At 39.4% G+C, this 23,456-nt stretch carries 23 protein-coding genes and 1 pseudogene; 18 read left to right on the forward strand and 6 right to left on the reverse strand.

Annotated features, from left to right (window positions below; genetic code table 11):
• Nucleotides 1-32 precede the first annotated feature (32 nt).
• From HT689_RS00355 to HT689_RS00425, 15 genes are all read left to right on the forward strand, one after another.
• Entirely contained in the window at nucleotides 33-887 is an 855-nt protein-coding gene (locus HT689_RS00355) for an ADP-ribosylglycohydrolase family protein (RefSeq protein ID WP_173227155.1), read from the forward strand.
• 113 nt (nucleotides 888-1,000) lie between these two features.
• Nucleotides 1,001-1,885, forward strand: a complete 885-nt coding sequence (locus tag HT689_RS00360) for a diacylglycerol kinase family protein (RefSeq protein ID WP_173227157.1) — start codon at nucleotides 1,001-1,003, stop codon at nucleotides 1,883-1,885.
• Between the two features lie 162 nt (nucleotides 1,886-2,047).
• A complete protein-coding gene (locus tag HT689_RS00365; protein ID WP_173227159.1) occupies nucleotides 2,048-3,790 on the forward strand; it encodes a glycoside hydrolase family 13 protein in 1,743 nt (580 codons plus the stop codon).
• A 109-nt stretch (nucleotides 3,791-3,899) separates the two neighbouring features.
• Nucleotides 3,900-4,211 carry a hypothetical protein gene (locus tag HT689_RS00370; protein ID WP_000420556.1) on the forward strand — a complete coding sequence of 104 codons (312 nt, stop codon included), beginning with the start codon at nucleotides 3,900-3,902 and terminating at the stop codon, nucleotides 4,209-4,211.
• Between the two features lie 3 nt (nucleotides 4,212-4,214).
• The gene (locus HT689_RS00375) at nucleotides 4,215-4,943 is read left to right on the forward strand and encodes an alpha/beta hydrolase (protein ID WP_173227161.1); all 729 of its coding nucleotides are present in this window, start codon (nucleotides 4,215-4,217) and stop codon (nucleotides 4,941-4,943) included.
• Between the two features lie 478 nt (nucleotides 4,944-5,421).
• On the forward strand, nucleotides 5,422-6,273 hold the full coding sequence (gene ylqF, locus HT689_RS00380; RefSeq protein WP_173280744.1) for a ribosome biogenesis GTPase YlqF: 852 nt from the start codon (nucleotides 5,422-5,424) through the stop codon (nucleotides 6,271-6,273).
• Nucleotides 6,260-7,039: a ribonuclease HII gene (locus tag HT689_RS00385; protein ID WP_173227165.1), complete on the forward strand. Its 780-nt coding sequence runs from the start codon at nucleotides 6,260-6,262 to the stop codon at nucleotides 7,037-7,039. Before ylqF ends, HT689_RS00385 begins: the two co-directional genes overlap by 14 nt.
• 15 nt (nucleotides 7,040-7,054) lie before the next feature.
• Nucleotides 7,055-8,605 carry a ClC family H(+)/Cl(-) exchange transporter gene (locus HT689_RS00390; RefSeq protein WP_173280747.1) on the forward strand — a complete coding sequence of 517 codons (1,551 nt, stop codon included), beginning with the start codon at nucleotides 7,055-7,057 and terminating at the stop codon, nucleotides 8,603-8,605.
• A 169-nt stretch (nucleotides 8,606-8,774) separates the two neighbouring features.
• Nucleotides 8,775-10,166, forward strand: coding sequence for a peptidoglycan-N-acetylglucosamine deacetylase PgdA (gene pgdA / locus HT689_RS00395; protein ID WP_173227169.1), 1,392 nt, complete (start codon nucleotides 8,775-8,777; stop codon nucleotides 10,164-10,166).
• A gap of 102 nt (nucleotides 10,167-10,268) precedes the next feature.
• On the forward strand, nucleotides 10,269-10,454 hold the full coding sequence (locus HT689_RS09570; RefSeq protein WP_240148107.1) for a hypothetical protein: 186 nt from the start codon (nucleotides 10,269-10,271) through the stop codon (nucleotides 10,452-10,454).
• A complete protein-coding gene (locus HT689_RS00405; protein WP_173280749.1) occupies nucleotides 10,432-11,274 on the forward strand; it encodes an aldo/keto reductase in 843 nt (280 codons plus the stop codon). The genes HT689_RS09570 and HT689_RS00405 overlap by 23 nt, the downstream gene beginning before the upstream one ends.
• Nucleotides 11,275-11,546: 272 nt before the next feature.
• Complete coding sequence (locus tag HT689_RS00410; RefSeq protein WP_054393102.1) at nucleotides 11,547-12,308, forward strand: elongation factor Tu; 762 nt, start codon at nucleotides 11,547-11,549, stop codon at nucleotides 12,306-12,308.
• A gap of 367 nt (nucleotides 12,309-12,675) precedes the next feature.
• Entirely contained in the window at nucleotides 12,676-13,593 is a 918-nt protein-coding gene (glyQ, locus tag HT689_RS00415) for a glycine--tRNA ligase subunit alpha (RefSeq protein WP_023936433.1), read from the forward strand.
• 211 nt (nucleotides 13,594-13,804) lie between these two features.
• Complete coding sequence (glyS, locus tag HT689_RS00420; RefSeq protein WP_173280752.1) at nucleotides 13,805-15,841, forward strand: glycine--tRNA ligase subunit beta; 2,037 nt, start codon at nucleotides 13,805-13,807, stop codon at nucleotides 15,839-15,841.
• Between the two features lie 42 nt (nucleotides 15,842-15,883).
• The gene (locus HT689_RS00425) at nucleotides 15,884-16,141 is read left to right on the forward strand and encodes a DUF896 family protein (protein WP_050261374.1); all 258 of its coding nucleotides are present in this window, start codon (nucleotides 15,884-15,886) and stop codon (nucleotides 16,139-16,141) included.
• Between the two features lie 312 nt (nucleotides 16,142-16,453).
• Here HT689_RS00425 and HT689_RS09575 read toward each other — a convergent pair.
• The 5 genes and pseudogenes from HT689_RS09575 to HT689_RS09865 all read right to left on the reverse strand — a co-directional run bounded on the left by HT689_RS09575 (nucleotide 16,454) and on the right by HT689_RS09865 (nucleotide 19,597).
• Nucleotides 16,454-17,299 (reverse strand): annotated as a pseudogene (locus HT689_RS09575) (IS630 family transposase).
• A gap of 35 nt (nucleotides 17,300-17,334) precedes the next feature.
• Entirely contained in the window at nucleotides 17,335-17,499 is a 165-nt protein-coding gene (locus HT689_RS00440; RefSeq protein WP_173227177.1) for a hypothetical protein, read from the reverse strand.
• A gap of 248 nt (nucleotides 17,500-17,747) precedes the next feature.
• Nucleotides 17,748-18,563, reverse strand: a complete 816-nt coding sequence (locus HT689_RS00445) for a TIGR03943 family protein (protein WP_050224185.1) — start codon at nucleotides 18,561-18,563, stop codon at nucleotides 17,748-17,750.
• Nucleotides 18,560-19,465, reverse strand: coding sequence for a permease (locus HT689_RS00450; RefSeq protein ID WP_173227179.1), 906 nt, complete (start codon nucleotides 19,463-19,465; stop codon nucleotides 18,560-18,562). Before HT689_RS00450 ends, HT689_RS00445 begins: the two co-directional genes overlap by 4 nt.
• A complete protein-coding gene (locus HT689_RS09865; RefSeq protein WP_049511209.1) occupies nucleotides 19,466-19,597 on the reverse strand; it encodes an SPJ_0845 family protein in 132 nt (43 codons plus the stop codon).
• Nucleotides 19,598-19,876: 279 nt separating this feature from the next.
• Here HT689_RS09865 and HT689_RS00455 point away from each other — a divergent pair, with 279 nt between their 5' ends.
• From HT689_RS00455 to HT689_RS00465, 3 genes are read left to right on the forward strand one after another with little or no spacing between them, the layout of a single operon-like run.
• Nucleotides 19,877-22,006: a Tex family protein gene (locus HT689_RS00455; protein WP_173227181.1), complete on the forward strand. Its 2,130-nt coding sequence runs from the start codon at nucleotides 19,877-19,879 to the stop codon at nucleotides 22,004-22,006.
• The gene (locus HT689_RS00460) at nucleotides 21,993-22,442 is read left to right on the forward strand and encodes a SprT family protein (RefSeq protein WP_173227183.1); all 450 of its coding nucleotides are present in this window, start codon (nucleotides 21,993-21,995) and stop codon (nucleotides 22,440-22,442) included. The genes HT689_RS00455 and HT689_RS00460 overlap by 14 nt, the downstream gene beginning before the upstream one ends.
• 57 nt (nucleotides 22,443-22,499) lie before the next feature.
• A complete protein-coding gene (locus HT689_RS00465) occupies nucleotides 22,500-22,772 on the forward strand; it encodes a PspC domain-containing protein (RefSeq protein WP_004269704.1) in 273 nt (90 codons plus the stop codon).
• A 142-nt stretch (nucleotides 22,773-22,914) separates the two neighbouring features.
• Here the strand turns inward: HT689_RS00465 and HT689_RS00470 are convergent, their stop codons facing one another.
• Complete coding sequence (locus HT689_RS00470) at nucleotides 22,915-23,115, reverse strand: hypothetical protein (RefSeq protein ID WP_173227185.1); 201 nt, start codon at nucleotides 23,113-23,115, stop codon at nucleotides 22,915-22,917.
• Nucleotides 23,116-23,456 lie beyond the last annotated feature (341 nt).

Consider the following 23,456-nt stretch of genomic DNA (forward strand, 5'->3'; position numbering starts at 1 on the left):
AGAAAGTCTCAAAATGAATAAGGAGGAATCTTATGCTAGGAGCAATTATTGGAGATATTGTCGGTTCTGTTTACGAATGGAACAATATCAAAACAAAGGACTTTCCTTTATTTCGGAAGGACTGCTTTTTTACAGATGACACGGTTATGACCTGTGCTGTCGCAGAAGCAATTATGAATGGGGGACAAAAAGATGACTTCATTGACGCGATGAAGAAATATGGCAGAATGTATCCGAATGCTGATTACGGTGCTCGGTTTAATGCATGGCTAAACAGCGATAACCGTGAGCCTTATAATAGCTTTGGGAATGGTTCGGCTATGCGTGTTTCTCCATGCGCTTGGGACATGGACTGTAGTTTTTATGCGAGAACCGGAATGTGGCCATCATCTAGAGAACTTGCGAGCCTTTCTGCAGAGGTAACCCATAATCATCCAGAAGGTATTAAAGGTGCTATGGCTACAGTTGATGCTATCTTTCTGTGTCGTTTTTACTTTGGTGGTTATTGTAGAGAATACGAGCAACCAATTAAGGACAATCCAGCAGAGTGTAAAAGACGGATTAAGGATTATATAGAGAAGACATACGGCTACAATCTATCTCAAACTTTAGATGAAATCCGCCCTAACTATCATTTTAACGAAACATGTCAAGAAACTGTCCCTCAAGCCATTATTGCCTTTCTTGAAAGTAGAGACTTCGAAGATGCGATAAGGAATGCCATCTCACTTGGTGGCGATAGTGATACACTTGCTACAATAACTGGTAGCATTGCAGAGGCAGCTTATGGTATTCCTGATTGGATAAAGGATAAGGCCATTTCTTACTTGGATGAACCCTTAAAGGATGTAGTTATGCGATGGGAAAATAGAATAAAAGCGTTTTAATCTCCAGTACGTCAGATTTCTCTTTTCTATATTTTCATTGTATAATATGTTTACATTTACTTGCATACGACGAAATGTAAACATTTCTATTTAAAAATTAAGGAGTATTATCAATGAAAAAAGCAATGTTAATTATCAACCCTACTTCTGGTGGCGAGAAGGCTTTGGATTACAAAGAAAAGTTGGAGAATAGGGCAAAAAAATACTTTGACCACGTGGAAACCAAAATTACCGAAAAAGCGCTGGATGCAACACATTTTGCTGAAGAAGCTTCTAGTGAGAAGTACGATGCAGTGGTTGTGTTTGGTGGAGATGGGACTGTCAACGAAGTCATTTCGGGTATTGCTGAGAGAGACTACATTCCTAAGTTGGGTATTATCCCAGGCGGTACGGGTAACCTCATTACAAAACTATTGGAAATCAATCAAGACATCGATGGCGCGATAGATGAACTGGATTTCAACTTAACCAATAAGATTGATATCGGTAAAGCAAATGATAACTATTTTGGTTATATTTTTAGTATCGGTTCTCTGCCTGAGGCGATTCACAATGTTGAAATAGAGGATAAGACAAAATTCGGTATTTTAGCCTATGCTGTAAATACCATGAAGTCTGTTATGACGGATCAGGTCTTTAACATTAAGGTTGAGACAGAAAATGGAAATTATATTGGTGAAGCTAGTCATGTTTTTGTTCTCTTGACAAATTACTTCGCCGATAAGAAAATCTTTGAAGAAAACAAGGACGGCTATGCCAATATTTTGATTCTAAAAGATGCTTCTATATTCTCTAAATTATCCGTTATTCCTGATTTACTAAAAGGAGATGTTGTCGGCAATGATAATATTGAGTATATCAGAGCGCGTAATATTAAGATCTCTTCAGATAGTGAATTGGAGTCAGATGTTGACGGCGATAAATCGGATAACCTACCTGTAGAAATCAAAGTCCTAGCTCAGCGAGTAGAAGTATTTTCAAAACCGAAAGAGGATTAGTATATAGAGAAAGCCTTTTTTAAGGCTTTTTGTATACTTTAAAAGATAGTTCCTTTAAGAACGGACATTCCTTGCAAATAATTTACAAAAATAGTATACTGGATTTATTAATTTTGAAAACGTTTGCGTAAAATTTAAATTGGAACTCAAGGAGACAAATTGATGGAATTAAGTGCCATTTACCATAGGCCTGAGTCGGAGTTTGCCTATCTTTATAAGGATAAGAAGCTTCATATTCGGATTCGAACTAAGAAAGGGGATATTGAAAGCATCAACTTACATTATGGTGACCCTTTTATCTTTATGGAGGAGTTTTATCAGGATATAAAAGAAATGGCCAAGATAACTTCTGATGCCATCTTTGATTATTGGCAGGTTGAAGTGTCCGTTGACTTTGCACGTATCCAGTATCTCTTTGAAGTCATGGATACAGAAGGTCAAAGTATTTTGTATGGTGATAAAGCTTGTGTGGAAAATTCTCTAGAAAATCTTCATGCTATTGGGAATGGCTTTAAGTTGCCTTATATTCATGAGATTGATGCCTGTCAGGTTCCCGACTGGGTTTCAGACACGGTATGGTATCAGATATTTCCTGAGAGGTTTGCTAATGGAAATGCTCGATTAAACCCAGAAGGGGCTTTAGACTGGCATTCATCTATCACACCTAAGAGTGATGATTTCTTTGGTGGTGATTTACAGGGGATTATTGACCATCTGGATTACTTGCAAGACTTGGGAATTACTGGACTTTATCTTTGTCCTATCTTTGAATCTACAAGCAATCACAAGTACAATACGACAGATTACTTTGAAATTGACCGTCATTTTGGGGACAAGGAGACCTTTCGGGAACTGGTCGAGCAAGCTCATCAGCGTGACATGAAAATCATGTTGGATGCGGTATTTAACCATATTGGTTCGCAATCGCCTCAATGGCAAGATGTTGTCGAAAACGGTGAGGAGTCTGCTTATAAAGATTGGTTCCATATTCAACAATTTCCAGTGAGGACTGAAAAGCTAGCCAATAAGAGAGATTTACCTTATCATGCTTTTGGTTTCGAGGACTATATGCCTAAGCTAAATACAGCCAATCCAGAGGTCAAGGATTATCTTTTAAAGGTTGCGACTTATTGGATTGAAGAGTTTGATATTGATGCTTGGCGTTTGGATGTGGCTAATGAGATTGACCATCAGTTTTGGAAGGATTTTCGAAAAGCAGTTTTAGCTAAAAAACCTGATCTTTATATTTTAGGAGAAGTCTGGCATAGGTCTCAGCCTTGGCTAAATGGAGATGAATTCCATGCTGTTATGAATTATCCTTTATCTGATAGCATCAAAGAGTATTTCTTACGAGGAATTAAGAAGACAGACCAGTTTATCGGTGAAATCAATGGCCAATCTATGTATTACAAACAGCAGATTTCAGAGGTCATGTTTAATCTCTTGGATTCACATGATACAGAACGAATTTTGTGGACGGCCAATGAAGATGTTCAACTGGTCAAATCAGCCCTAGCCTTTCTCTTTTTACAAAAAGGAACACCGTGTATCTACTACGGAACCGAGCTTTCCTTGACTGGCGGTCCAGACCCAGATTGTCGTCGTTGTATGCCTTGGGAACGTGTCTCAAGTGACGATGATATGCTGAACTTCATGAAGAAGCTGATTAAGATTCGTAAACATGCGTCATCAATCATTTCGCATGGCAAGTATAGTCTCCAAGAAATCAAAGCTGATGTAGTAGCTTTGGAATGGAAATACGATGGACAAATTCTTAAAGCTATCTTTAACCAATCAACAGAAGATTGTATTGTAGAGAAAAAAGCAGTAGCACTAGCAAGCAATTGCCAGGAATTAGAGAATCAGCTTGTCATCTCTCCAAAAGGATTTGTGATTTTTCATTAAAGAGCGACAGGAAAATTGTAGTATAGAGAAGATTTTACAAGCAGACTATTTGTCGTCTTGCTGCAATTGGTATATAATTTAACTTAAAGAAAATAGGAGGACTGACCGAATGGAATTAAAAGATTTTACAGAAAAAGAACAGGAAATGATTAAGAAGGGGCTTACGACGTCTAAGATTAGTGACAAGGAAACTGCTGAAAAGATTCTTGCGCTAGTACCACAAGACTTGATTAAGCGAATCCCATTTTTCGTCAGAAAACATGCTACGACACGTACGATTAAACGCATTTCAATTGAACACCCTGAACTCTACGCTGCAGCTCAAACAAGTGGTGAAATTCCAGAAAAAGAACGCGAAGAATTACGTCAGATTATCACGACTATCTTTGAACAAAAGATGAATAAGCATAGTATTAAGTAGAGAATGAAAAAATATTTTATTGGCGGTCTGGGAAGCAATATCTATCATAGCAAGGATTTTCTTCAAGAACTAGATTCGCAGGTTTATTTTCTAAGTCCATATGAAAAGCATCTTCGAGATGAAACAGAATTGAAATTATGGTTTAAAAATGAGATTGTAGAAGGAGACTCTATCTGTCTGATAGGTCATTCTCTTGGAGGAGATTTGGCGCGTTATCTTGCATCGGAATTTTATGAAGTGACAAAACTGATTCTTTTGGATGGTGGCTATCTAGATTTAGATAAGATTTTACCTTTAGATGTGGAATTAGAGGAAACAAAAAACTATATTGAATCTCAAGTTGTTTCGGACTTAGATGTTCTTATTTCTAAAGAAAAATCTGAAGCAAAGCATTGGTCAGAAAATATGGAGGAAGCTGTAAGACAGTCCTATCACTGGAATTCTGAGTATAATAGATATGAGTTGGCTATAAATTATGAAAATATAGAAGCGATACTCCGCCTACGGAGGAAGATACAAGCTTTTAAGAGAGAAGTGGGAGATACCTTATTTATTAGTCCTCGCTATCCTAATGAAGCTACATGGAGAGAGGAAGCCCTAAAAGAATTGCCAGACTATTTTGATACTATTCTTCTAGAGAACTTTGGCCATGAGCTTTATACTGAAGCACCTAGAGAAATTGCTAGTCTGATTAATGAGTGGTTCTCTTATTCTCACTGGGATATTGAATAAATTATCATAATTAATATATAGTTGATTGGAATAAGATATGAACAAATTGATTAGGAATATCAAATTAATTTGGGCTCTTTGTCAACTGTAGTGGTTGAAGAAAAGATAAGATCTAGAAAGGACACATTTCGTCCTTTCTTTTTTGATATTTGATTCTTTGATATCGAGTGGTTTTGTGATAAAAAGTAATGATTCCATATGATTTTTTCTATGGAACTTTTTCTACACAAAATAGACTCTATAATATCCATAGGGGATTTACCCACTACAAATATTATAGAGTCGCTTTTTCTATTCAGGGCGCTTAAAGGGCTATCATCGGACAAAAGAAAGAAGTCATGATATAATATAAGGTAGATTTCTATATCATAAAACAAAAAACTATTTGAATATCATTCATTTGAGAACTCTCTATGTTCAAACGATAGTAAAATAAAATAGGGTATCTAAACCCTTGCTACGAAAGGAAAAAAATTCAATGGCTACTATTCAATGGTTTCCTGGTCACATGTCTAAAGCACGTCGACAGGTTCAGGAAAATTTAAAATTTGTTGATTTTGTGACGATTTTGGTGGATGCTCGTTTACCTCTATCTAGTCAAAATCCTATGTTGACCAAGATTGTTGGTGACAAACCAAAACTTTTGATTTTAAACAAGGCGGACTTGTCCGATCCAGCAATGACCAAGGAATGGTGTCAGTATTTTGAATCACAAGGAATTCAGACGCTGGCTATCAATTCCAAAGAACAAGTAACTGTAAAAGTTGTAACAGATGCGGCCAAGAAGCTTATGGCTGATAAGATTGCTCGCCAGAAAGAACGTGGGATTCAGATTGAAACCTTGCGTACCATGATTATTGGGATTCCAAACGCTGGTAAATCCACTCTTATGAACCGTTTAGCTGGTAAGAAAATTGCCGTTGTCGGTAACAAACCAGGTGTGACCAAGGGACAACAATGGCTTAAAACCAATAAAGACCTGGAAATCTTGGATACACCGGGGATTCTCTGGCCTAAATTCGAAGACGAAACTGTTGCACTGAAACTGGCCTTGACTGGAGCTATCAAAGACCAGTTGCTTCCTATGGATGAGGTAACTATTTTTGGTCTTAATTATTTCAAAAAACATTATCCAGAAAAGCTAGCTGAACGCTTCAAACAAATGAAAATTGAAGAAGAAGCGCCGGTTATTATTATGGACATGACCCGTGCCCTCGGTTTCCGTGATGACTATGACCGTTTTTACAGTCTCTTCGTGAAGGAAGTCCGTGATGGCAAACTCGGTAACTATACCTTAGATACATTGGACGATCTCGATGGCGACGATTAAAGAAATCAAAGGACTACTTGCAACAGTCAAGGACTTAGATAACCCTATTTTTTTAGAGCTTGAAAAGGATAATCGCTCAGGAGTTCAAAAAGAAATCAGCAAGCGTAAAAAAAAAATTCAAGCTGAATTAGATGAAAATTTGCGCTTGGAATCCATGCTTTCCTACGAAAAAGAACTTTACAAGCAAGGATTGACCTTAATTGCTGGTATTGATGAGGTTGGTCGTGGTCCTCTTGCTGGTCCTGTAGTCGCTGCTGCCGTTATTTTACCTCAAAATTGTAAGATTAGAGGTCTCAACGATAGCAAGAAAATTCCTAAAAAGAAACATCTGGAGATTTTCCAAGCCGTTCAAGACCAAGCCCTGTCAATCGGAATTGGTATCGTGGATAATCAGGTCATCGACCAAGTCAATATCTATGAAGCAACCAAACTGGCCATGACGGAAGCTATCTCCCAGCTCAGGCCTCAACCTGAGCACCTTTTGATAGATGCCATGAAACTGGAGTTGCCCATTTCACAAACCTCCATCATCAAAGGAGATGCCAACTCCCTCTCTATCGCAGCGGCTTCTATAGTAGCCAAGGTGACCCGTGATGAATTGATGAAGGACTATGATCAGCAGTTCCCTGGCTATGATTTCGCTACTAATGCAGGATATGGCACAGCTAAACATTTGGAAGGCCTCACAAAACTAGGAGTTACCCCAATTCACCGAACCAGCTTTGAACCCGTTAAATCACTGGTTTTAGGTAAAAAAGAAAGTTAATTGAAAGGAAATACCATGGAGGAACAGTCGGAAATAGTCCGTTCTAAGAAAGAATTCGCCTTTGCATCTAGCACTATACTATCCCAAGTTGGTCGAGGAATCATTGTCGGCCTCGTCGTTGGAATTATCGTCGGATCCTTTCGTTTCTTAATTGAAAAAGGCTTCCACCTGATACAAGGACTTTATCAAGATCAAGCGCACCTATTTGTTAATTTATTTATTATCGCCCTGTTTTATCTAATCATCTGCTGGCTCAGTGCCAAACTGACACGCTCTGAAAAAGATATTAAAGGCTCAGGAATTCCTCAAGTCGAAGCCGAACTGAAAGGCCTCATGACCCTTAACTGGTGGGGCGTTCTCTGGAAAAAATATATTCTAGGAATTCTAGCTATTGCCAGCGGACTCATGCTGGGGCGTGAAGGGCCAAGTATCCAACTGGGAGCAGTTGGTGGTAAAGGAATTTCCAAGTGGCTCAAATCCAGTCCAGTGGAGGAACGTTCCCTGATTGCTAGTGGTGCTGCAGCAGGATTAGCCGCAGCCTTTAATGCTCCAATAGCAGGTCTCCTCTTTGTTGTAGAAGAAGTCTATCATCATTTTTCGCGCTTTTTCTGGGTTTCCACTCTAGCAGCTAGTCTCGTAGCAAACTTTGTGTCTCTGCTCATGTTCGGTTTGACACCAGTATTGGATATGCCAGATAACATTCCTCTCATGACCCTAGATCAGTATTGGATATATCTCGTCATGGGAATTTTCCTTGGATTTTCAGGTTTTCTCTATGAGAAAGCTGTATTAAACATCGGAAGAGTTTATGACTTGATTGGTCAAAAAATCCATTTGGATAGAGCTTATTATCCAATTCTGGCCTTCATTCTCATCATACCAGTCGGAATTTTTTTACCCCACATCCTTGGTGGTGGAAATCAGCTGGTACTTTCCCTAACTGAGCAAGATTTTAGTTTCCAAGTTCTATTAGCTTACTTTTTAATTCGCTTTATCTGGAGCATGATTAGTTATGGAAGTGGTCTTCCAGGAGGAATTTTCCTACCAATTTTGGCTCTCGGTTCCTTACTTGGTGCCCTAGTTGGTGTCATTTGTGTGAATATTGGACTTGTCAGTCAGGAGCAATTCCCTATATTTGTCATTCTAGGAATGAGTGGCTATTTTGGAGCCATATCAAAAGCTCCCTTAACCGCTATGATCCTCGTAACTGAGATGGTAGGAGATATTCGCAACCTCATGCCACTTGGTTTAGTAACCTTAGTAGCTTACATCATCATGGATTTGCTCAAGGGTGCACCAGTCTATGAAGCCATGCTGGAAAAAATGCTTCCAGAGGCAGTATCCAGTGAAGGAGAAGTGACACTTATCGAAATACCAGTTTCTGATAAAATTGCTGGGAAACAAGTTCATGAACTCAACTTACCACACAACGTCCTCATCACTACCCAAGTGCATAATGGAAAGAGCCAAACAGTTAACGGCTCAACCAGAATGTATCTGGGTGATATGATTCATCTAGTTATTCCAAAAAGTGAAATTGGAAAAGTCAAGGATTTGTTGTTGTAAACTCTGTTTACATAATTTTTATTATGTAATAATAATATTTCTTAATTAAATACATTAGAAAGCCGATTCTCAGCAATGAAATCGGTTATTTTTTACTGAGGATCTTTTTTAATATACGCTTCGCTCCAAAATCATTGAAATTATTGCTCAAATTTGTTATGATATAAATATGAATAAAAGTAGACTGGGACGTGGCAGACACGGGAAAAAGAGACATGTATTATTGGCTTTGATTGGTATTTTAGCAATTTCTATTTGCCTATTAGGCGGGTTTATTGCTTTTAAAATGTATCAGCAAAAAAGTTTTGATCAAAAGATTGAATCGCTCAAAAAAGAGAAAGACGATCAATTGAGTGAGGGAAATCAGAGGGAGCATTTTCGTAAGGGACAAACCGAAGTGATTGCCTATTATCCTCTCCAAGGGGAACAAGTGATTTCGTCTGCTAAGGAGCTGATAAATAAAGACATTAAGGACAAGCTAGAAAGTAAGGACACTCTTGTTTTCTACTATACAGAGCAAGAAGAGTCAGGTTTAAAGGGAGTCGTCAATCGTAATGTAACCAAACAAATCTATGATTTAGTTGATTTTAAGGTTGAAGAGACAGAAAAGACCAGTCTAGGAAAGGTTCACTTAACAGAAGATGGGCAACCTTTTACACTTGACCAACTGTTTTCAGATGCTAGTAAGGCTAAGGAACAGCTGATAAAAGAGTTGACCTCTTTCTTACAGGATAAGAAATTAGATCAAGACCAGAGTGACCAGATTGTTAAAGGTTTCTCTGACCAAGACTTATCTGCATGGAATTTTGATTACAAGGATAGTCAGATTATCCTTTATCCAAGTCCTGCGGTTGAAAATTTAGAAGAGATAGCCTTGCCAGTATCTGCTTTCTTTGATGTTATCCAATCTTCGTACTTACTTGAAAAAGACGCAGCCTTGTACCAGTCTTACTTTGATAAGAAACATCAAAAAGTTGTCGCTCTAACCTTTGATGATGGTCCAAATCCAGCAACGACCCCGCAGGCATTAGAGACTCTAGCTAAATATGGTGTTAAAGCCACTTTCTTTGTGCTTGGGAAAAATGTTTCTGGGAATGAGGACTTGGTGAAGAGGATAAAATCTGAAGGTCATGTTGTTGGAAACCATAGTTGGAGCCATCCGATTCTCTCGCAACTCTCTCTTGATGAAGCTAAAAAACAGATTACTGATACTGAGGATGTGCTAACTAAAGTGCTGGGTTCTAGTTCAAAACTCATGCGCCCGCCTTATGGAGCCATTACAGATGATATTCGCAATAGCTTGGATTTGAGCTTTATCATGTGGGATGTGGATAGTCTGGACTGGAAGAGTAAAAATGAAGCGGCTATTTTGACGGAAATTCAGCATCAAGTAGCTAATGGCTCTATCGTTCTGATGCATGATATTCACAGTCCGACAGTCAATGCCTTGCCGAAGGTCATTGAATATTTGAAAAATCAGGGTTATACCTTTGTGACCATACCAGAGATGCTCAATACTCGCCTAAAACCTCATGAGCTGTATTATAGTCGTGATGAATAAGCAATAAAAAATAGGTCTGTCAGATATGTGATAGACTTATTTTTTACAAAAGATAGTACTACTTAAAAAATGTTTTATGCTATAATTGATGAATAATACTCAATGAAAATCAAAGAGCAAACTAGGAAACTAGCTGCAGGTTGCTCAAAACAGTGTTTTGAGGTTGCAGATAGAACTGACGAAGTTAGTAACCATATCTACGGCAAGGCGACGTTGACGTGGTTTGAAGAGATTTTCGAAGAGTATAAAATAGAAGGAGAAGCATATGAATACCTATCAATTAAATAATGGAGTAGAAATTCCAGTTCTGGGATTTGGAACCTGGAAAGCTGAAAATGGAGAGATTGCCTATCAAGCTGTCCTAGAGGCTTTAAAGGCAGGCTATAGGCATATCGATACGGCAGCTATTTATAAAAATGAAGAAAGTGTTGGTCGTGCCATTCAAGATAGCGGAGTTCCACGAGAGGAATTGTTCGTAACTACCAAGCTGTGGAATAGCCAACAAACCTATGAGCAAGCTCGTCAAGCTTTTGCAGAGTCTTTAGCGAAGTTGGGCTTGGATTATTTGGATCTGTATTTGATTCATTGGCCAAATCCAAAACCGCTTAGAGAAAATGACGCATGGAAAATCCGAAATGCTGAGGTCTGGAGAGCGATGGAAGACCTCTATCAAGAAGGCAAGATCCGTGCTATCGGCGTTAGCAATTTTCTTCCCCATCATTTGGATGCCTTGTTTGAAACAGCAAAAATTCTTCCAGCGGTCAATCAAGTTCGCTTGGCGCCAGGTGTGTATCAAGAGGAAGTCGTAGATTACTGTCGAGAAAAAGGAATTTTATTGGAAGCTTGGGGCCCTTTTGGTCAGGGAGAACTATTTGATAGTAAGGAAGTCCAAGAAATCGCAGCAAATCATGGAAAGTTTGTTGCTCAGATAGCCTTGGCCTGGAGCTTGGCAGAAGGATTTCTACCACTTCCAAAATCTGTCACAGCCTCTCGTATTCAGGCTAATCTTGATTGCTTTGGAATTGAATTGAGCCATGAGGAGCGTGAAACCTTAAAAGCGATTGCTGTTCATTCTGGTGCTCCACGAGTTGATGATGTGGATTTTTAGAAAATCATAAAAAGAATTGTACATTGTTCTAATTTTTGATATAATAGTCAGCAGGAAAGAAAGTCTTATGGCGTTCTTCAAGCGAGCTTGGGATAGTGGGAGCCAAGTAGGGCAAAATAAAGTGCTGGCGCTTTCTGTAGTATTTTCAAAAACAATGAAGTAATAAATTAGGGTGGAACCGCGTTTCTGACGCCCCTAGGTTAAATCAACCTAGGATTGTCGGACGCGGTTCTTTTGCTTATTCAGTCTATTGTGTGAAAGAAAGGAGAGACGTGGAAAACCTTTATCTTGTAAAAGACGATAGTCAACTAGCTACATTTCGTGATTTTGTAGTAAGAAATACTGAAAAGTTGAAAGATTATCAATCTTTTTTAAAGAATGAACTTGCAGTCTGTGATTTACCGCAAGCCGTTATTTGGTCAGATTTTAATGCTGCTACACAGATTATTAGGGAAAGCGCTGTTCCAGCCTATACAAATAATAGACGAATGGTTATGACGCCTGATTTAGCTGTTTGGAAAGAGTTATATTTGTATCAGTTGATGGACTACAAGTGTTCTCAGCAAACTCAAGCAATAGAAAGTCACTATCATTCTTTATCTGAAAATTTCCTCTTACAGATTGTAGGACATGAGCTAGCTCATTGGTCGGAGCATTTTTTAGATGATTTTGATGGTTACGACTCTTATATCTGGTTCGAAGAGGGGATGGTTGAATATATTAGTCGCAAGTATTTCTTGACAGAAGAGGAATTTCAAGCGGAAAAAATTTGTAATCAATCTCTCGTAGAACTTTTTCAGAAGAAGTATGGTTGGCATTCACTGAATGATTTTGGTTCTTCGACTTATGATAAGAACTATGCAAGTATTTTTTATGAATACTGGCGCAGCTTTTTGACAGTAGATAAATTGGTAGAAAATTTAGGTAGTGTACAAACGGTCTTAGATTCTTATTATCTATGGGCAAATACAGATAAAACTCTTCCCTTGTTAAATTGGTTTGTTCAGCAGAAATTAATTGAAAAAGAAATATAAAAACTAAAGGAGTAAATAATGTCTAAAAAATTAACATTTTACTGCGTCAGTGGCAGAAACCTCCTTACAGTCGGGCTGCTCCACGCTCAGCACTAGAGTGCCTGAGCTAGACGCAGTACTAACTCGTCTTGCCTCGTATGATCGACGAGGCAGACTCGTGTCGCAAGAAATCATTTTTTATTAAGGAGTATTCAATGTCTAAGAAATTAACATTTCACTGCGTCAGTGGCAGAAACCTCCTTACAGTCGGACTGCCCTACGCTCAGCACTAGAGTGCCTGAGCTAGACGCAGTACTAACTCGTCTTGCCTCGTATAATCGACGAGGCAGACTCGTGTCGCAAGTAATTTATAAAAAAGGAGTAAACAATGTCTAAAAAATTGACTTTCCAGGAAATCATCCTTACTTTACAACAATTTTGGAATGACCAAGGTTGTATGCTTATGCAGGCTTATGATAATGAAAAAGGTGCGGGAACCATGAGTCCTTACACTTTCCTTCGTGCTATCGGACCTGAGCCATGGAATGCAGCCTATGTAGAGCCATCACGTCGTCCTGCTGACGGTCGTTACGGGGAAAACCCTAACCGTCTTTACCAACACCACCAATTCCAGGTTGTCATGAAGCCATCTCCATCAAACATCCAAGAACTGTACCTTGAGTCTTTGGAAAAATTGGGAATCAATCCTTTGGAACACGATATTCGTTTCGTTGAGGACAATTGGGAAAATCCATCGACTGGATCAGCTGGTCTTGGTTGGGAAGTTTGGCTTGATGGGATGGAAATCACTCAGTTTACTTATTTCCAACAAGTCGGTGGATTGGCAACTGGCCCTGTGACAGCGGAAGTCACCTATGGTTTGGAGCGTTTGGCTTCTTACATTCAAGAAGTTGACTCTGTCTATGATATCGAATGGGCTGATGGTGTAAAATACGGAGAAATCTTTATTCAGCCTGAGTATGAGCACTCAAAATACTCATTTGAAATTTCAGATCAAGAAATGTTGCTTGAAAACTTTGATAAGTTTGAAAAAGAAGCTGGTCGCGCCTTGGAAGAAGGCTTGGTGCACCCTGCCTATGACTATGTTCTCAAATGTTCACACACCTTTAACCTGCTTGATGCGCGTGGTGCCGTATCTGTAACAGAGCGCGCAGGCTATATCGCTCGTATCCGTAACTTGGCCCGTGTCGTAGCCAAAACCTTTGTCGCAGAACGCAAACGCCTAGGTTACCCACTTTTAGATGAAGCAACACGAGTTAAACTCTTAGCAGAAGACGCGGAATAAAGAAAGTGACAAATTACGAAAATGGGCGAACAGTGTGAGCCCTGAACCAGTTGCAGCAGTGATGAAGGTATCCTTAGTGAAACTAAGGATACTAGGCAAAATTGGAGACTTTTGGCTCCAATTTTAGCAATGAAACAACGAAGTTGGTTGCTTGCGTACCAATCACATAAGGCAAACTGGAAAATAAAAAGATATTTTTCGGAGAAAAAACATGACAAAAAACTTATTAGTAGAACTCGGTCTTGAAGAATTACCAGCCTATGTTGTCACACCAAGTGAAAAACAACTAGGCGAAAAAATGGCAGCCTTTCTCAAGGAAAACCGCTTGTCTTTTGAAGCTATTCAGACCTTCTCAACACCACGTCGTTTGGCTGTTCGTTTAACTGGTCTTGCAGACAAACAGTCTGATTTGACAGAAGATTTTAAGGGGCCAGCAAAGAAAATTGCATTGGATAGTGATGGAAACTTCACCAAAGCAGCTCAAGGATTTGTCCGTGGAAAAGGATTGACTGTTGAAGATATCGAATTCCGTGAAATTAAGGGGGAAGAATATGTCTATGTCACTAAGGAAGAAGTTGGTCAAGCAGTTGAAGCAATTGTTCCTGGTGTTGTAGATGTCTTGAAGTCATTGACTTTCCCTGTCAGCATGCACTGGGCTAACAACACCTTTGAATACATCCGCCCTGTTCACACTTTAACTGTTCTTTTAGATGAAGAAGAGTTTGATTTGGATTTCCTTGATATTAAGGGAGGGCGTGTGAGCCGTGGCCATCGTTTCTTGGGACAAGAAACTAAGATTCAGTCAGCATTGAGCTATGAAGAAGACCTTCGTGCACAGTATGTAATTGCAGATCCACGTGAACGTGAGCAAATGATTGTTGATCAAATCAAAGCAATCGAAGCTGAGCATGGTGTACATATCGAAATTGATGCGGATTTGCTTAATGAAGTCTTGAACTTGGTTGAATACCCAACTGCCTTTATGGGAAGCTTTGATGCCAAATACCTTGAAGTTCCAGAAGAAGTTTTGGTGACTTCGATGAAAGAACACCAACGGTACTTTGTTGTCCGTGATCAAGACGGTAAACTCTTGCCAAACTTCATTTCTGTTCGTAATGGAAACGCAGAGCATTTGGAAAATGTCATCAAAGGTAATGAAAAAGTCTTGGTCGCTCGCTTAGAAGACGGTGAATTCTTCTGGCGTGAAGACCAAAAATTGGTGATTTCAGATCTTGTTGAAAAATTAAACAATGTGACTTTCCATGAGAAAATTGGTTCCCTTCGTGAACACATGATTCGTACTGGTCAGATTGCTATTCTCTTGGCAGAAAAAGCAGGCTTGTCAGCGGATGAAACGATTGACCTAGCCCGTGCAGCAGCCATTTACAAGTTTGACTTGTTAACAGGTATGGTTGGTGAGTTTGACGAACTCCAAGGAATTATGGGTGAGAAATATGCCCTTCTTGCTGGTGAAACTCCAGCGGTGGCAGCTGCTATTCGTGAACACTACATGCCTACTTCAGCTGAAGGAGAACTTCCAGAGAGCAAGGTCGGCGCAGTGCTTGCCATTGCAGACAAATTGGATACGATTTTGAGCTTCTTCTCAGTAGGTTTGATTCCATCAGGGTCTAATGACCCTTATGCTCTTCGTCGTGCAACTCAAGGTGTAGTTCGTATCTTGGATGCTTTTGGTTGGCACATTGCTATGGACGAGCTGATTGATAGCCTTTATGCTTTGAAATTTGACAGCTTGACTTATGAAAATAAGACAGAGGTTATGGACTTTATCAAGGCTCGTGTTGATAAGATGATGGGTTCTACTCCAAAAGATACCAAGGAAGCAGTACTTGCAAGTTCGAACTTTGTTGTGGCAGATATGTTGGAAGCAGCAAGTGCTCTTGTAGAAGCAAGTAAGGAAGAAGATTTCAAACCATCTGTTGAATCACTTTCTCGTGCCTTTAACTTGGCTGAGAAGGCAAAAGGAATTGCTACAGTTGATTCAGCTCTCTTTGAGAATGAAGAAGAGAAAGCCTTGGCAGAAGCAGTAGAATCACTCGTTTTGTCAGGGACTGCCAGTCAGCAATTGAAACAGCTCTTTGCGCTTAGTACAGTCATTGATGCCTTCTTTGAGAATACCATGGTTATGGCTGAAAATGAAGCAGTCCGTCAAAATCGTTTGGCAATCTTGTCGCAATTAACCAAGAAAGCAGCTAAACTTGCACGTTTTAACCAAATCAATACCAAATAAAATCTGTTAAACGGATTAAATCTTATCATAAAGGAGAGAAACATGGATCCTAAAAAAATTGATCGTATCAACGAGCTTGCCAAAAAGAAAAAAACAGAAGGCTTGACCCCAGAAGAAAAAGTGGAACAAGCCAAACTACGTGAGGAGTACATCGAAGGTTATCGTCGCACGGTTCGTCACCATATTGAAGGGATCAAAATTGTGGACGAAGAAGGGAACGATGTTACACCAGAAAAACTACGCCAAGCCCAACGTGAAAAAGGCTTACATGGCCGTAGTCTTGATGACCCAAATTCATAATAAGTATTCTTTCTTTTAACAAAGATAGATGAAATAATAACCAAAAGACTATCATACATAAATGGGCTGCACCTCAAAAGTTAGAGCTAGAAAATCTAACTTTTGAGGTGTTTTTATTATGAAATTGAGTTATATAGTGAATTGAAATAAGATGTGAACAAAAAGATTAGTGAATTCAAATTAATTTCTATACAGGTTTTAGAATTATGGGTATACTATTCTATGTTCAATCCACTATAAATATATGCTCTAAAATGATGGTCGTTGAGTCTTCTATCGTCAAGAAAAATCATCAAATCCCTCGTATTATAGTCATTTAGTTTTAAAAAAGCACTTCAAATATTCAAAAATATTTGGGACTTTCCTTAATAAATCCGTCACTTTCTTTTTCAAGATAGCCCAAGCTTGCTCAATAGGATTCAAATCTGGTGAATAAGCTGGTAGAGGTAAGAAAAAGTGTTTATCTTTAATGTAAAGTTCATCCAAGATATGCTTGGGATGAAAACTAGCATTGTCCATGACAATGACGTGAGGTGTCTTCAAAGCAGGCAAGAGCTGCGTTTTGAACCACTCCACAAAGAAATCCCTCGTCATACTTTCCTTGTAAATCATAGGAGCTATAAACTCTCCGTCTACTTGTCCTGCAACAATTGAAGTCAGCTCAAAACGCCGTCCGCTAATCTTGTTATAGACTTTCTCCCTTCTAGGAGCCCGTGCATAAGGACGATAGAGCTAGCGGTCGTTTCCCGTTTCGTCAATATATACGACTGGTAAATCTTTTAGGTTATCCAAAATATCAAGAAACTCAGCGACTTTCTCTGGATCTTGTTCCTTAGAGCTAGTTGTCTTTTTTTTTAAAGTGATATGAATTGCTTTAAAGCTGTCCATACTGAAGGAACAGCACAATCAAAATGTGCCGCAATTTCCCGTTAAAAAGCGTCTGGATGAGCCTTTACAAAGACTTTCAACTCCTCTAAAGGGATTTCCCGCTTTTTGACGACTCACTTTTTCCGCTCTAAGTGTCCTTGTTCACGTCTTTCTTTTCCCACGTGAAGAAAGTTCTGACGCCAACATCAAAAACTTTGACCGCCTCGATATGGCTGTGTCCTCTTTGATGTAATCTAATACTCCTTGTTTAAAATCTGTACTATATGCCATAGCTTTATTATAGATGCTTGTTTAAAACTAAGCATCTATACCATCCAATCTAAAGCATTGTGAAGAGCTACAGTAGTTGTTCCAAATTTCTTCTGAATTTTCTTTGGTTTATTGCTATCTAGTGAACCATCTAGAATACAACAAACAATGGATTTTGGATGGACATCAATACCACAACACGTTTCGATCATAGCTTCCATTATAAAAACCTCCTGTTAACTATTTGAACAATAGAACAAGAGGCTACTAGTAATATGTTTTCATGCTCCAAGCATATTCGAGTTTTCTCATGACTCTTGTTCATCCAGTTTTTTAAACAGGCTAGGAAAAGCCCTATTAAACACCACGGATTGGTATTGTTCGTCTTCATTATAGGCTAAACTTCTTTTTCTGTCACGAGTTAGCAGGCTCTTCCTGCTTAGAGTTTTTTATGAACTTGGTTTGCTTTTTAAAAAGCTCGATAAACATAGGGATTTTCTGGTTTATCGACTTTGGTAAAGCTTTCGATTTCCAAGGTTGGAAGGTTTTGTTTGAGTTCTTTATGGTAGTGATTGACCAGTTTTCCCTTGGCTGTTATCCAAGTATTATTTTCATATTGACGGGTATTTCCCTTGGTCAGTAAGCCATAGACACCTGAATCCGCGATACAGTGGATAATGCCGAAGCGGAACAGAAATTGGCTATTGGCATGACTGGGGTCATTGTAGACAAAGCCTGTAAACTGGATTGTCTTGCCCTCAAACTCATCTGGATAGTCGTAGATAGCCTCCATGACCTCCATATAGTTTTCATTAGTGATCTGAATACTATCTTGGGATAAGTATTTATCCGCCGCCGTTCGCATTTCCTTTTCATAGGCTGATTTTGAAAAATAAGAACTGGTATCTGGTTTCAAATATTGACTTGTTGTCCCTTCGCTTGTCTGAATGGCCAGATCCGTTCCTTCCGATAGGGGGAAATGATAACCTTTAGCAGAAACAGTCTGAGAATCCAAGCTAACAGTTGGGAAAGTTAAGCCGATGACAAGTGGAATAGCCAGAAGAGAAATACTCGTCATCTTGGCCAATCGGCTGTTCAGATGACTGTGGGTTTTGACTTGCTTCATCCAGATATACAGTTGAACAATTGCCAAAATAAAGGAAAGTACCATGGAGATATAGGCCAGATAGGAATAGTGCATGTTGATGTACTGGTTTAATTTGCCCGACAAATGGAGGTAAATAGTCAGTTCAAAATAGCCAGCTAAAACTAAAAATCGAATCATAGGATGACTCCAATCAAGAGAGAATAGACTAAGACGACAAGAGTTACAATCGTTATGAAGTGACTGATAAATCGTGCTTTCAAGTAATTTTTCATCATGAGAATATTTTTGATATCCAGCATTGGGCCAATCACCAGAAAGGCCATAACTGGTGCCAATCCGAAACTCGAGAGAAGAGAAGCACCGATAAAGGCATCCGCCTCACTACAGAGCGAAAGAAGAAAGGCCAAAAGCATCAAGAGCAGGATGGCAAAAAGAGGAGTCGCACTGATAGAGGTCAGAATCCGTGTCGGAACATAGACCTGTATAACAGAGGCAAAGAGACAGCCAAATACCAAATAACGTCCCGTATCAAAAAATTCATCAATGGCTTGCACAAAGACCTGAAAAACCTTTTTTGCAGGGCTTAAGTGAGTAAAATCATGCTCATGACAAGCCAGACGATTTTCTTTTTGAATCGGTTCTTGCCAGAAAAATCCTAGAAAAATCCCTAGTATTACAGCCACAACGATGGAACCCAGAGCTCGTAACAGGGCGATATGGAAGGAGTTGCCAAAGGCAGAATAGGTCGCAAAGAGAACAATGGGATTGATAACAGGTGCTGTTACAAGAAAAGGAACGGCCGTGTAACTAGGAACCTTCTTTTCCAGAAAACGATTGATGATGGGGACGATTCCACATTCGCAAGAAGGGAAAAGTATACCAACGAAGGTGCCAAAAAAGATTCTCCCCCAACGATTTCGAGGGAGAAAATGATAAACCTTGTCAGGTGTGATATAAACCTCAATCAGCCCAGAGACAATACTTCCTATCAGAACGAAAGGGAGTGCTTCAATAATTATAGAGAGAAAAATAGCTCCAGTTTGAAGTACACTAGATGGGAGTTGTTGGAAAGTAGTCATCTAGTTTTTCTTTTCTGTTTTGGCTTTTTTCTCTTTGTCATCAGGGAAAGTAACTTGCTTCAAATCTGGGAGTTTAGCAAACTCTTCAAACATCTTGTCCAAGTCGTCTCGTTTTGTAAATTTTACAGCCATAGGTGTACCTCGATTCTAAATTCTACCTCTATTATACTATTATTTTGAGGAAAAGGGAGTTTTTTAATTTGTTTTCGATAGTTGATACTCTTCGAAAATCTTTTCAAACCACGTCAGCTTCGCCTTGCCGTATATATGTGACTGGCTTCGTCAGTCTTATCTACAACCTCAAAACAGTATTTTGAGCAGCCTGCGGCTAGCTTCCTAGTTTGCTTTTTGATTTTCATTGAGTATGAAAAGGATTGGAGCAAGCCTTCCAGCTTGTGGTATAATAGATTCATGGATAAAAAATATGAAAAAATTTCCCAAGATTTGGGAGTGACGTTAAAGCAAATTGATACTGTTCTAAGTTTGATAGCTGAAGGGGCGACTATTCCCTTTATCGCACGTTATCGCAAGGACATGACTGGTAGTCTGGATGAGGTGGCAATTAAGGCCATTATCGACTTGGATAAAAGTCTGACAAATCTCAACGACCGTAAGGAAGCTGTCTTGGCTAAGATTCAAGAGCAAGGCAAGCTGACCAAGGAGTTGGAAGAAGCTATCTTAGCTGCCGAAAAACTAGCTGATGTAGAAGAACTCTATCTTCCATACAAGGAAAAACGTCGAACCAAGGCAACCATTGCCCGTGAAGCCGGACTCTTCCCTCTTGCTCGCTTTATTTTGCAGAATGTAGCTGATTTAGAAAAAGAGGCTGAAAAGTTTGTCTGTGAAGGATTTGCGACTGGTAAGGAAGCCTTGGCTGGTGCAGTTGATATCTTGGTCGAAGCCTTATCGGAAGATGTGACTTTGCGCTCCATGACTTATCAGGAGGTGTTGAGACACTCTAAACTCACTTCCCAAGTCAAGGATGAAAGTCTTGATGAAAAGCAGGTTTTTCAGATTTATTATGATTTTTCAGAGACGGTTGGAAATATGCAAGGTTATCGTACCTTAGCCCTCAATCGTGGGGAAAAGCTAGGTATCTTGAAGGTCGGTTTTGAACATGCGACGGACCGTATCCTTGCCTTCTTTGCTGCTCGTTTCAAGGTGAAGAATACCTATATTGATGAAGTTGTTCATCAGTCAGTTAAGAAAAAAGTCTTGCCTGCTATCGAGCGCCGTATTCGGACAGAACTAACTGAAAAGGCAGAAGAAGGAGCTATCCAACTCTTTTCTGACAATCTGCGCAATCTCCTCTTGGTTGCTCCGTTGAAAGGGCGCGTGGTTCTAGGATTTGACCCTGCCTTTCGTACAGGTGCCAAGCTAGCTGTCGTGGATGCAACAGGAAAAATGCTGACAACTCAGGTCATTTATCCTGTCAAACCAGCATCAACTCATCAAATCGAAGAAGCCAAGAAAGATTTGGCAGATTTGATTGGTCAATACGGCGTAGAAATTATTGCTATCGGAAATGGTACTGCTAGTCGTGAAAGTGAAGCCTTTGTGGCGGAAGTTCTTAAAGATTTTTCTGAAGTCAGCTATGTCATTGTTAACGAAAGTGGTGCTTCTGTCTATTCTGCCAGCGAACTTGCTCGTCAGGAATTTCCAGACTTGACTGTTGAAAAACGCTCTGCTATTTCTATCGCCCGTCGTTTGCAAGATCCCCTTGCTGAATTGGTCAAAATTGATCCCAAGTCAATCGGTGTCGGTCAGTACCAGCACGATGTCAGCCAGAAGAAGTTGTCTGAAAGTCTGGATTTTGTCGTGGATACGGTTGTTAACCAAGTCGGTGTCAACATCAATACAGCCAGTCCTGCTCTTCTTTCACACGTAGCTGGACTCAATAAAACCATTTCTGAAAATATCGTCAAATACCGTGAGGAAGAAGGAAAAATTACTTCGCGCGCCCAAATCAAGAAAGTCCCTCGTCTGGGGGCCAAGGCTTTTGAACAGGCAGCTGGTTTCCTTCGAATACCAGAAAGTAGCAATATCCTTGATAATACAGGAGTACACCCAGAAAATTACGCTGCTGTTAAGGAGCTCTTCAAACGATTGGATATCACGGACCTGAATGAAGAAGCCCAAAGTAAACTCAAGTCGCTTTCAGTCAAGGAAATGGCGCAAGAGCTAGACCTTGGTCCAGAAACCCTTAAAGATATCATTGCTGACCTTCTCAAACCAGGTCGAGATTTCCGTGATTCCTTTGATGCTCCAGTTCTCCGCCAAGATGTCCTAGATATCAAAGACTTAGTGGTTGGTCAGAAGCTAGAAGGAGTGGTGCGTAATGTAGTTGACTTTGGTGCCTTTGTTGACATTGGGATTCATGAGGACGGTTTGATCCATATTTCCCACATGAGTCGCAAGTTTATAAAACACCCTAGCCAAGTGGTATCCGTTGGTGATTTGGTAACGGTTTGGGTTAAGAAAATCGATACTGAACGTGAAAAAGTCAATCTGTCGCTTCTAGCTCCAAATGAAACTGACTGATTACGTCAAGCAGGTTTCACTAGAAGACTTCGGCAGACCTTTTATCCATCAAGCTCAGTGGAATTCTCGTCTACGTTCGACAGGTGGGCGATTTTTCCCAAAAGATGGGCATTTGGATTTTAATCCCAAGGTTTATCAGGAACTGGGTTTAGACGTTTTTAGGAAAATTGTCCGACATGAACTCTGTCATTATCACCTCTATTTTCAAGGGAAGGGCTATCAACACAAGAATCGGGATTTTAAGGAACTGTTGAAAGCAGTGGATGGATTACGCTTTGTACCAACCTTGCCAAATAGCAACTCCAAACCAATTAAGCTCTATCGTTGTCAATCCTGCCAGCAAAGTTATCAGCGCAAGCGAAAGATTGATACCAAACGCTATCGCTGTGGACTTTGTCGAGGTAAATTGCTACTAATAAATCAGCCTGAGGACTGATGAAAGCCGAGCCTACCCATGATATACTATGTCTAACCTAGCAGAAAGAGGAAAATCATGAACAGTAAATTTTATAAAATGAGACGAAATCGCATGATTTCAGGAGTTTTGGCAGGTCTGTCAGACAAGTGGAACTTTGATGTAACCCTTGTACGTTTTCTGTTTGCCATTTTTACAGTTGCAAACTTTGGACTTGGCGTGATTATCTATATCATCCTAGCTTCTGTCATGCCTACTAAGGAAGAAATTGAAGCAGAAATGTATGGAACAGGCCCACGCAAACGCAAAGAAGCTCAAGCCATTGAAGAAAATGATGGATGGTTTTGGTGAGGTTTTACAGAAGATTTGGAATAAGCAAAAAGCTTTAAATCAATAGTCTAAACTGCTTGATTTAAAGCTTTTTTACTTTTAATAATATTTCGCCAGCTTCATCTACAAACTAAAAGCATGTTTTTGAACTCATGTTTCTAATCTATTTTTGTTGCTGAGACAATACATTTTTTGAAAAATGGTGGATGCTGATAACAACTGATAGCCAGCAAATAGCATAAGCAGTAGCTGTAAATTCTGTACCGATAAAGTATGTTTTTTCAACTAAGAACTGACCGATGAATGGAGAGAGGAGAGAGAGGAGATAGAGAAGTCCGATGAGTATATGTTCTTTATGTTTCATTAAAGCGCCCCTTCTTTCCTTATAGGTTGAACAACTTGCAAGTGTTAAATTTAATGGTATGTTATCTAGGTAAGCTTACTCAAATGTTAGTTCCCGCTTCCTCCTTTCCAAAGTAAGCCTTTTCACACTTATATTTTACAATTTTAAAAATAGGAAATCAAATCATTTTCTAAGTAATTTTGCCTACATTTCCCCCAATCTTACAAAAATGTAAGATTAAAGTCTCTTTTGTAAGGTTATGTTATGGCAAGCGGTCTTTTTTTGATGTAAACTATACTCATAAAGAACAAAGGAGTAACATCATGAAACAAATCTTACATAAGAAAACAAGAAAACCAAGC

Source organism: Streptococcus sp. 2342 (assembly GCF_013276795.1).
Classification (GTDB): Bacteria; Bacillota; Bacilli; order Lactobacillales; family Streptococcaceae; genus Streptococcus.

Coding starts and splice junctions, on each gene's coding strand:
- HT689_RS00355 (WP_173227155.1), top strand. CDS start 33: ATGCTAGGAGCAATTATTGGAGATATTGTCGGTTCTGTTTACGAATGG.
- HT689_RS00360 (WP_173227157.1), top strand. CDS start 1,001: ATGAAAAAAGCAATGTTAATTATCAACCCTACTTCTGGTGGCGAGAAG.
- HT689_RS00365 (WP_173227159.1), top strand. CDS start 2,048: ATGGAATTAAGTGCCATTTACCATAGGCCTGAGTCGGAGTTTGCCTAT.
- HT689_RS00370 (WP_000420556.1), top strand. CDS start 3,900: ATGGAATTAAAAGATTTTACAGAAAAAGAACAGGAAATGATTAAGAAG.
- HT689_RS00375 (WP_173227161.1), top strand. CDS start 4,215: ATGAAAAAATATTTTATTGGCGGTCTGGGAAGCAATATCTATCATAGC.
- ylqF (WP_173280744.1), top strand. CDS start 5,422: ATGGCTACTATTCAATGGTTTCCTGGTCACATGTCTAAAGCACGTCGA.
- HT689_RS00385 (WP_173227165.1), top strand. CDS start 6,260: ATGGCGACGATTAAAGAAATCAAAGGACTACTTGCAACAGTCAAGGAC.
- HT689_RS00390 (WP_173280747.1), top strand. CDS start 7,055: ATGGAGGAACAGTCGGAAATAGTCCGTTCTAAGAAAGAATTCGCCTTT.
- pgdA (WP_173227169.1), top strand. CDS start 8,775: ATGAATAAAAGTAGACTGGGACGTGGCAGACACGGGAAAAAGAGACAT.
- HT689_RS09570 (WP_240148107.1), top strand. CDS start 10,269: ATGAAAATCAAAGAGCAAACTAGGAAACTAGCTGCAGGTTGCTCAAAA.
- HT689_RS00405 (WP_173280749.1), top strand. CDS start 10,432: ATGAATACCTATCAATTAAATAATGGAGTAGAAATTCCAGTTCTGGGA.
- glyQ (WP_023936433.1), top strand. CDS start 12,676: ATGTCTAAAAAATTGACTTTCCAGGAAATCATCCTTACTTTACAACAA.
- glyS (WP_173280752.1), top strand. CDS start 13,805: ATGACAAAAAACTTATTAGTAGAACTCGGTCTTGAAGAATTACCAGCC.
- HT689_RS00425 (WP_050261374.1), top strand. CDS start 15,884: ATGGATCCTAAAAAAATTGATCGTATCAACGAGCTTGCCAAAAAGAAA.
- HT689_RS00440 (WP_173227177.1), bottom strand. CDS start 17,499: ATGGAAGCTATGATCGAAACGTGTTGTGGTATTGATGTCCATCCAAAA.
- HT689_RS00445 (WP_050224185.1), bottom strand. CDS start 18,563: ATGATTCGATTTTTAGTTTTAGCTGGCTATTTTGAACTGACTATTTAC.
- HT689_RS00450 (WP_173227179.1), bottom strand. CDS start 19,465: ATGACTACTTTCCAACAACTCCCATCTAGTGTACTTCAAACTGGAGCT.
- HT689_RS09865 (WP_049511209.1), bottom strand. CDS start 19,597: ATGGCTGTAAAATTTACAAAACGAGACGACTTGGACAAGATGTTTGAA.
- HT689_RS00455 (WP_173227181.1), top strand. CDS start 19,877: ATGGATAAAAAATATGAAAAAATTTCCCAAGATTTGGGAGTGACGTTA.
- HT689_RS00460 (WP_173227183.1), top strand. CDS start 21,993: ATGAAACTGACTGATTACGTCAAGCAGGTTTCACTAGAAGACTTCGGC.
- HT689_RS00465 (WP_004269704.1), top strand. CDS start 22,500: ATGAACAGTAAATTTTATAAAATGAGACGAAATCGCATGATTTCAGGA.
- HT689_RS00470 (WP_173227185.1), bottom strand. CDS start 23,115: ATGAAACATAAAGAACATATACTCATCGGACTTCTCTATCTCCTCTCT.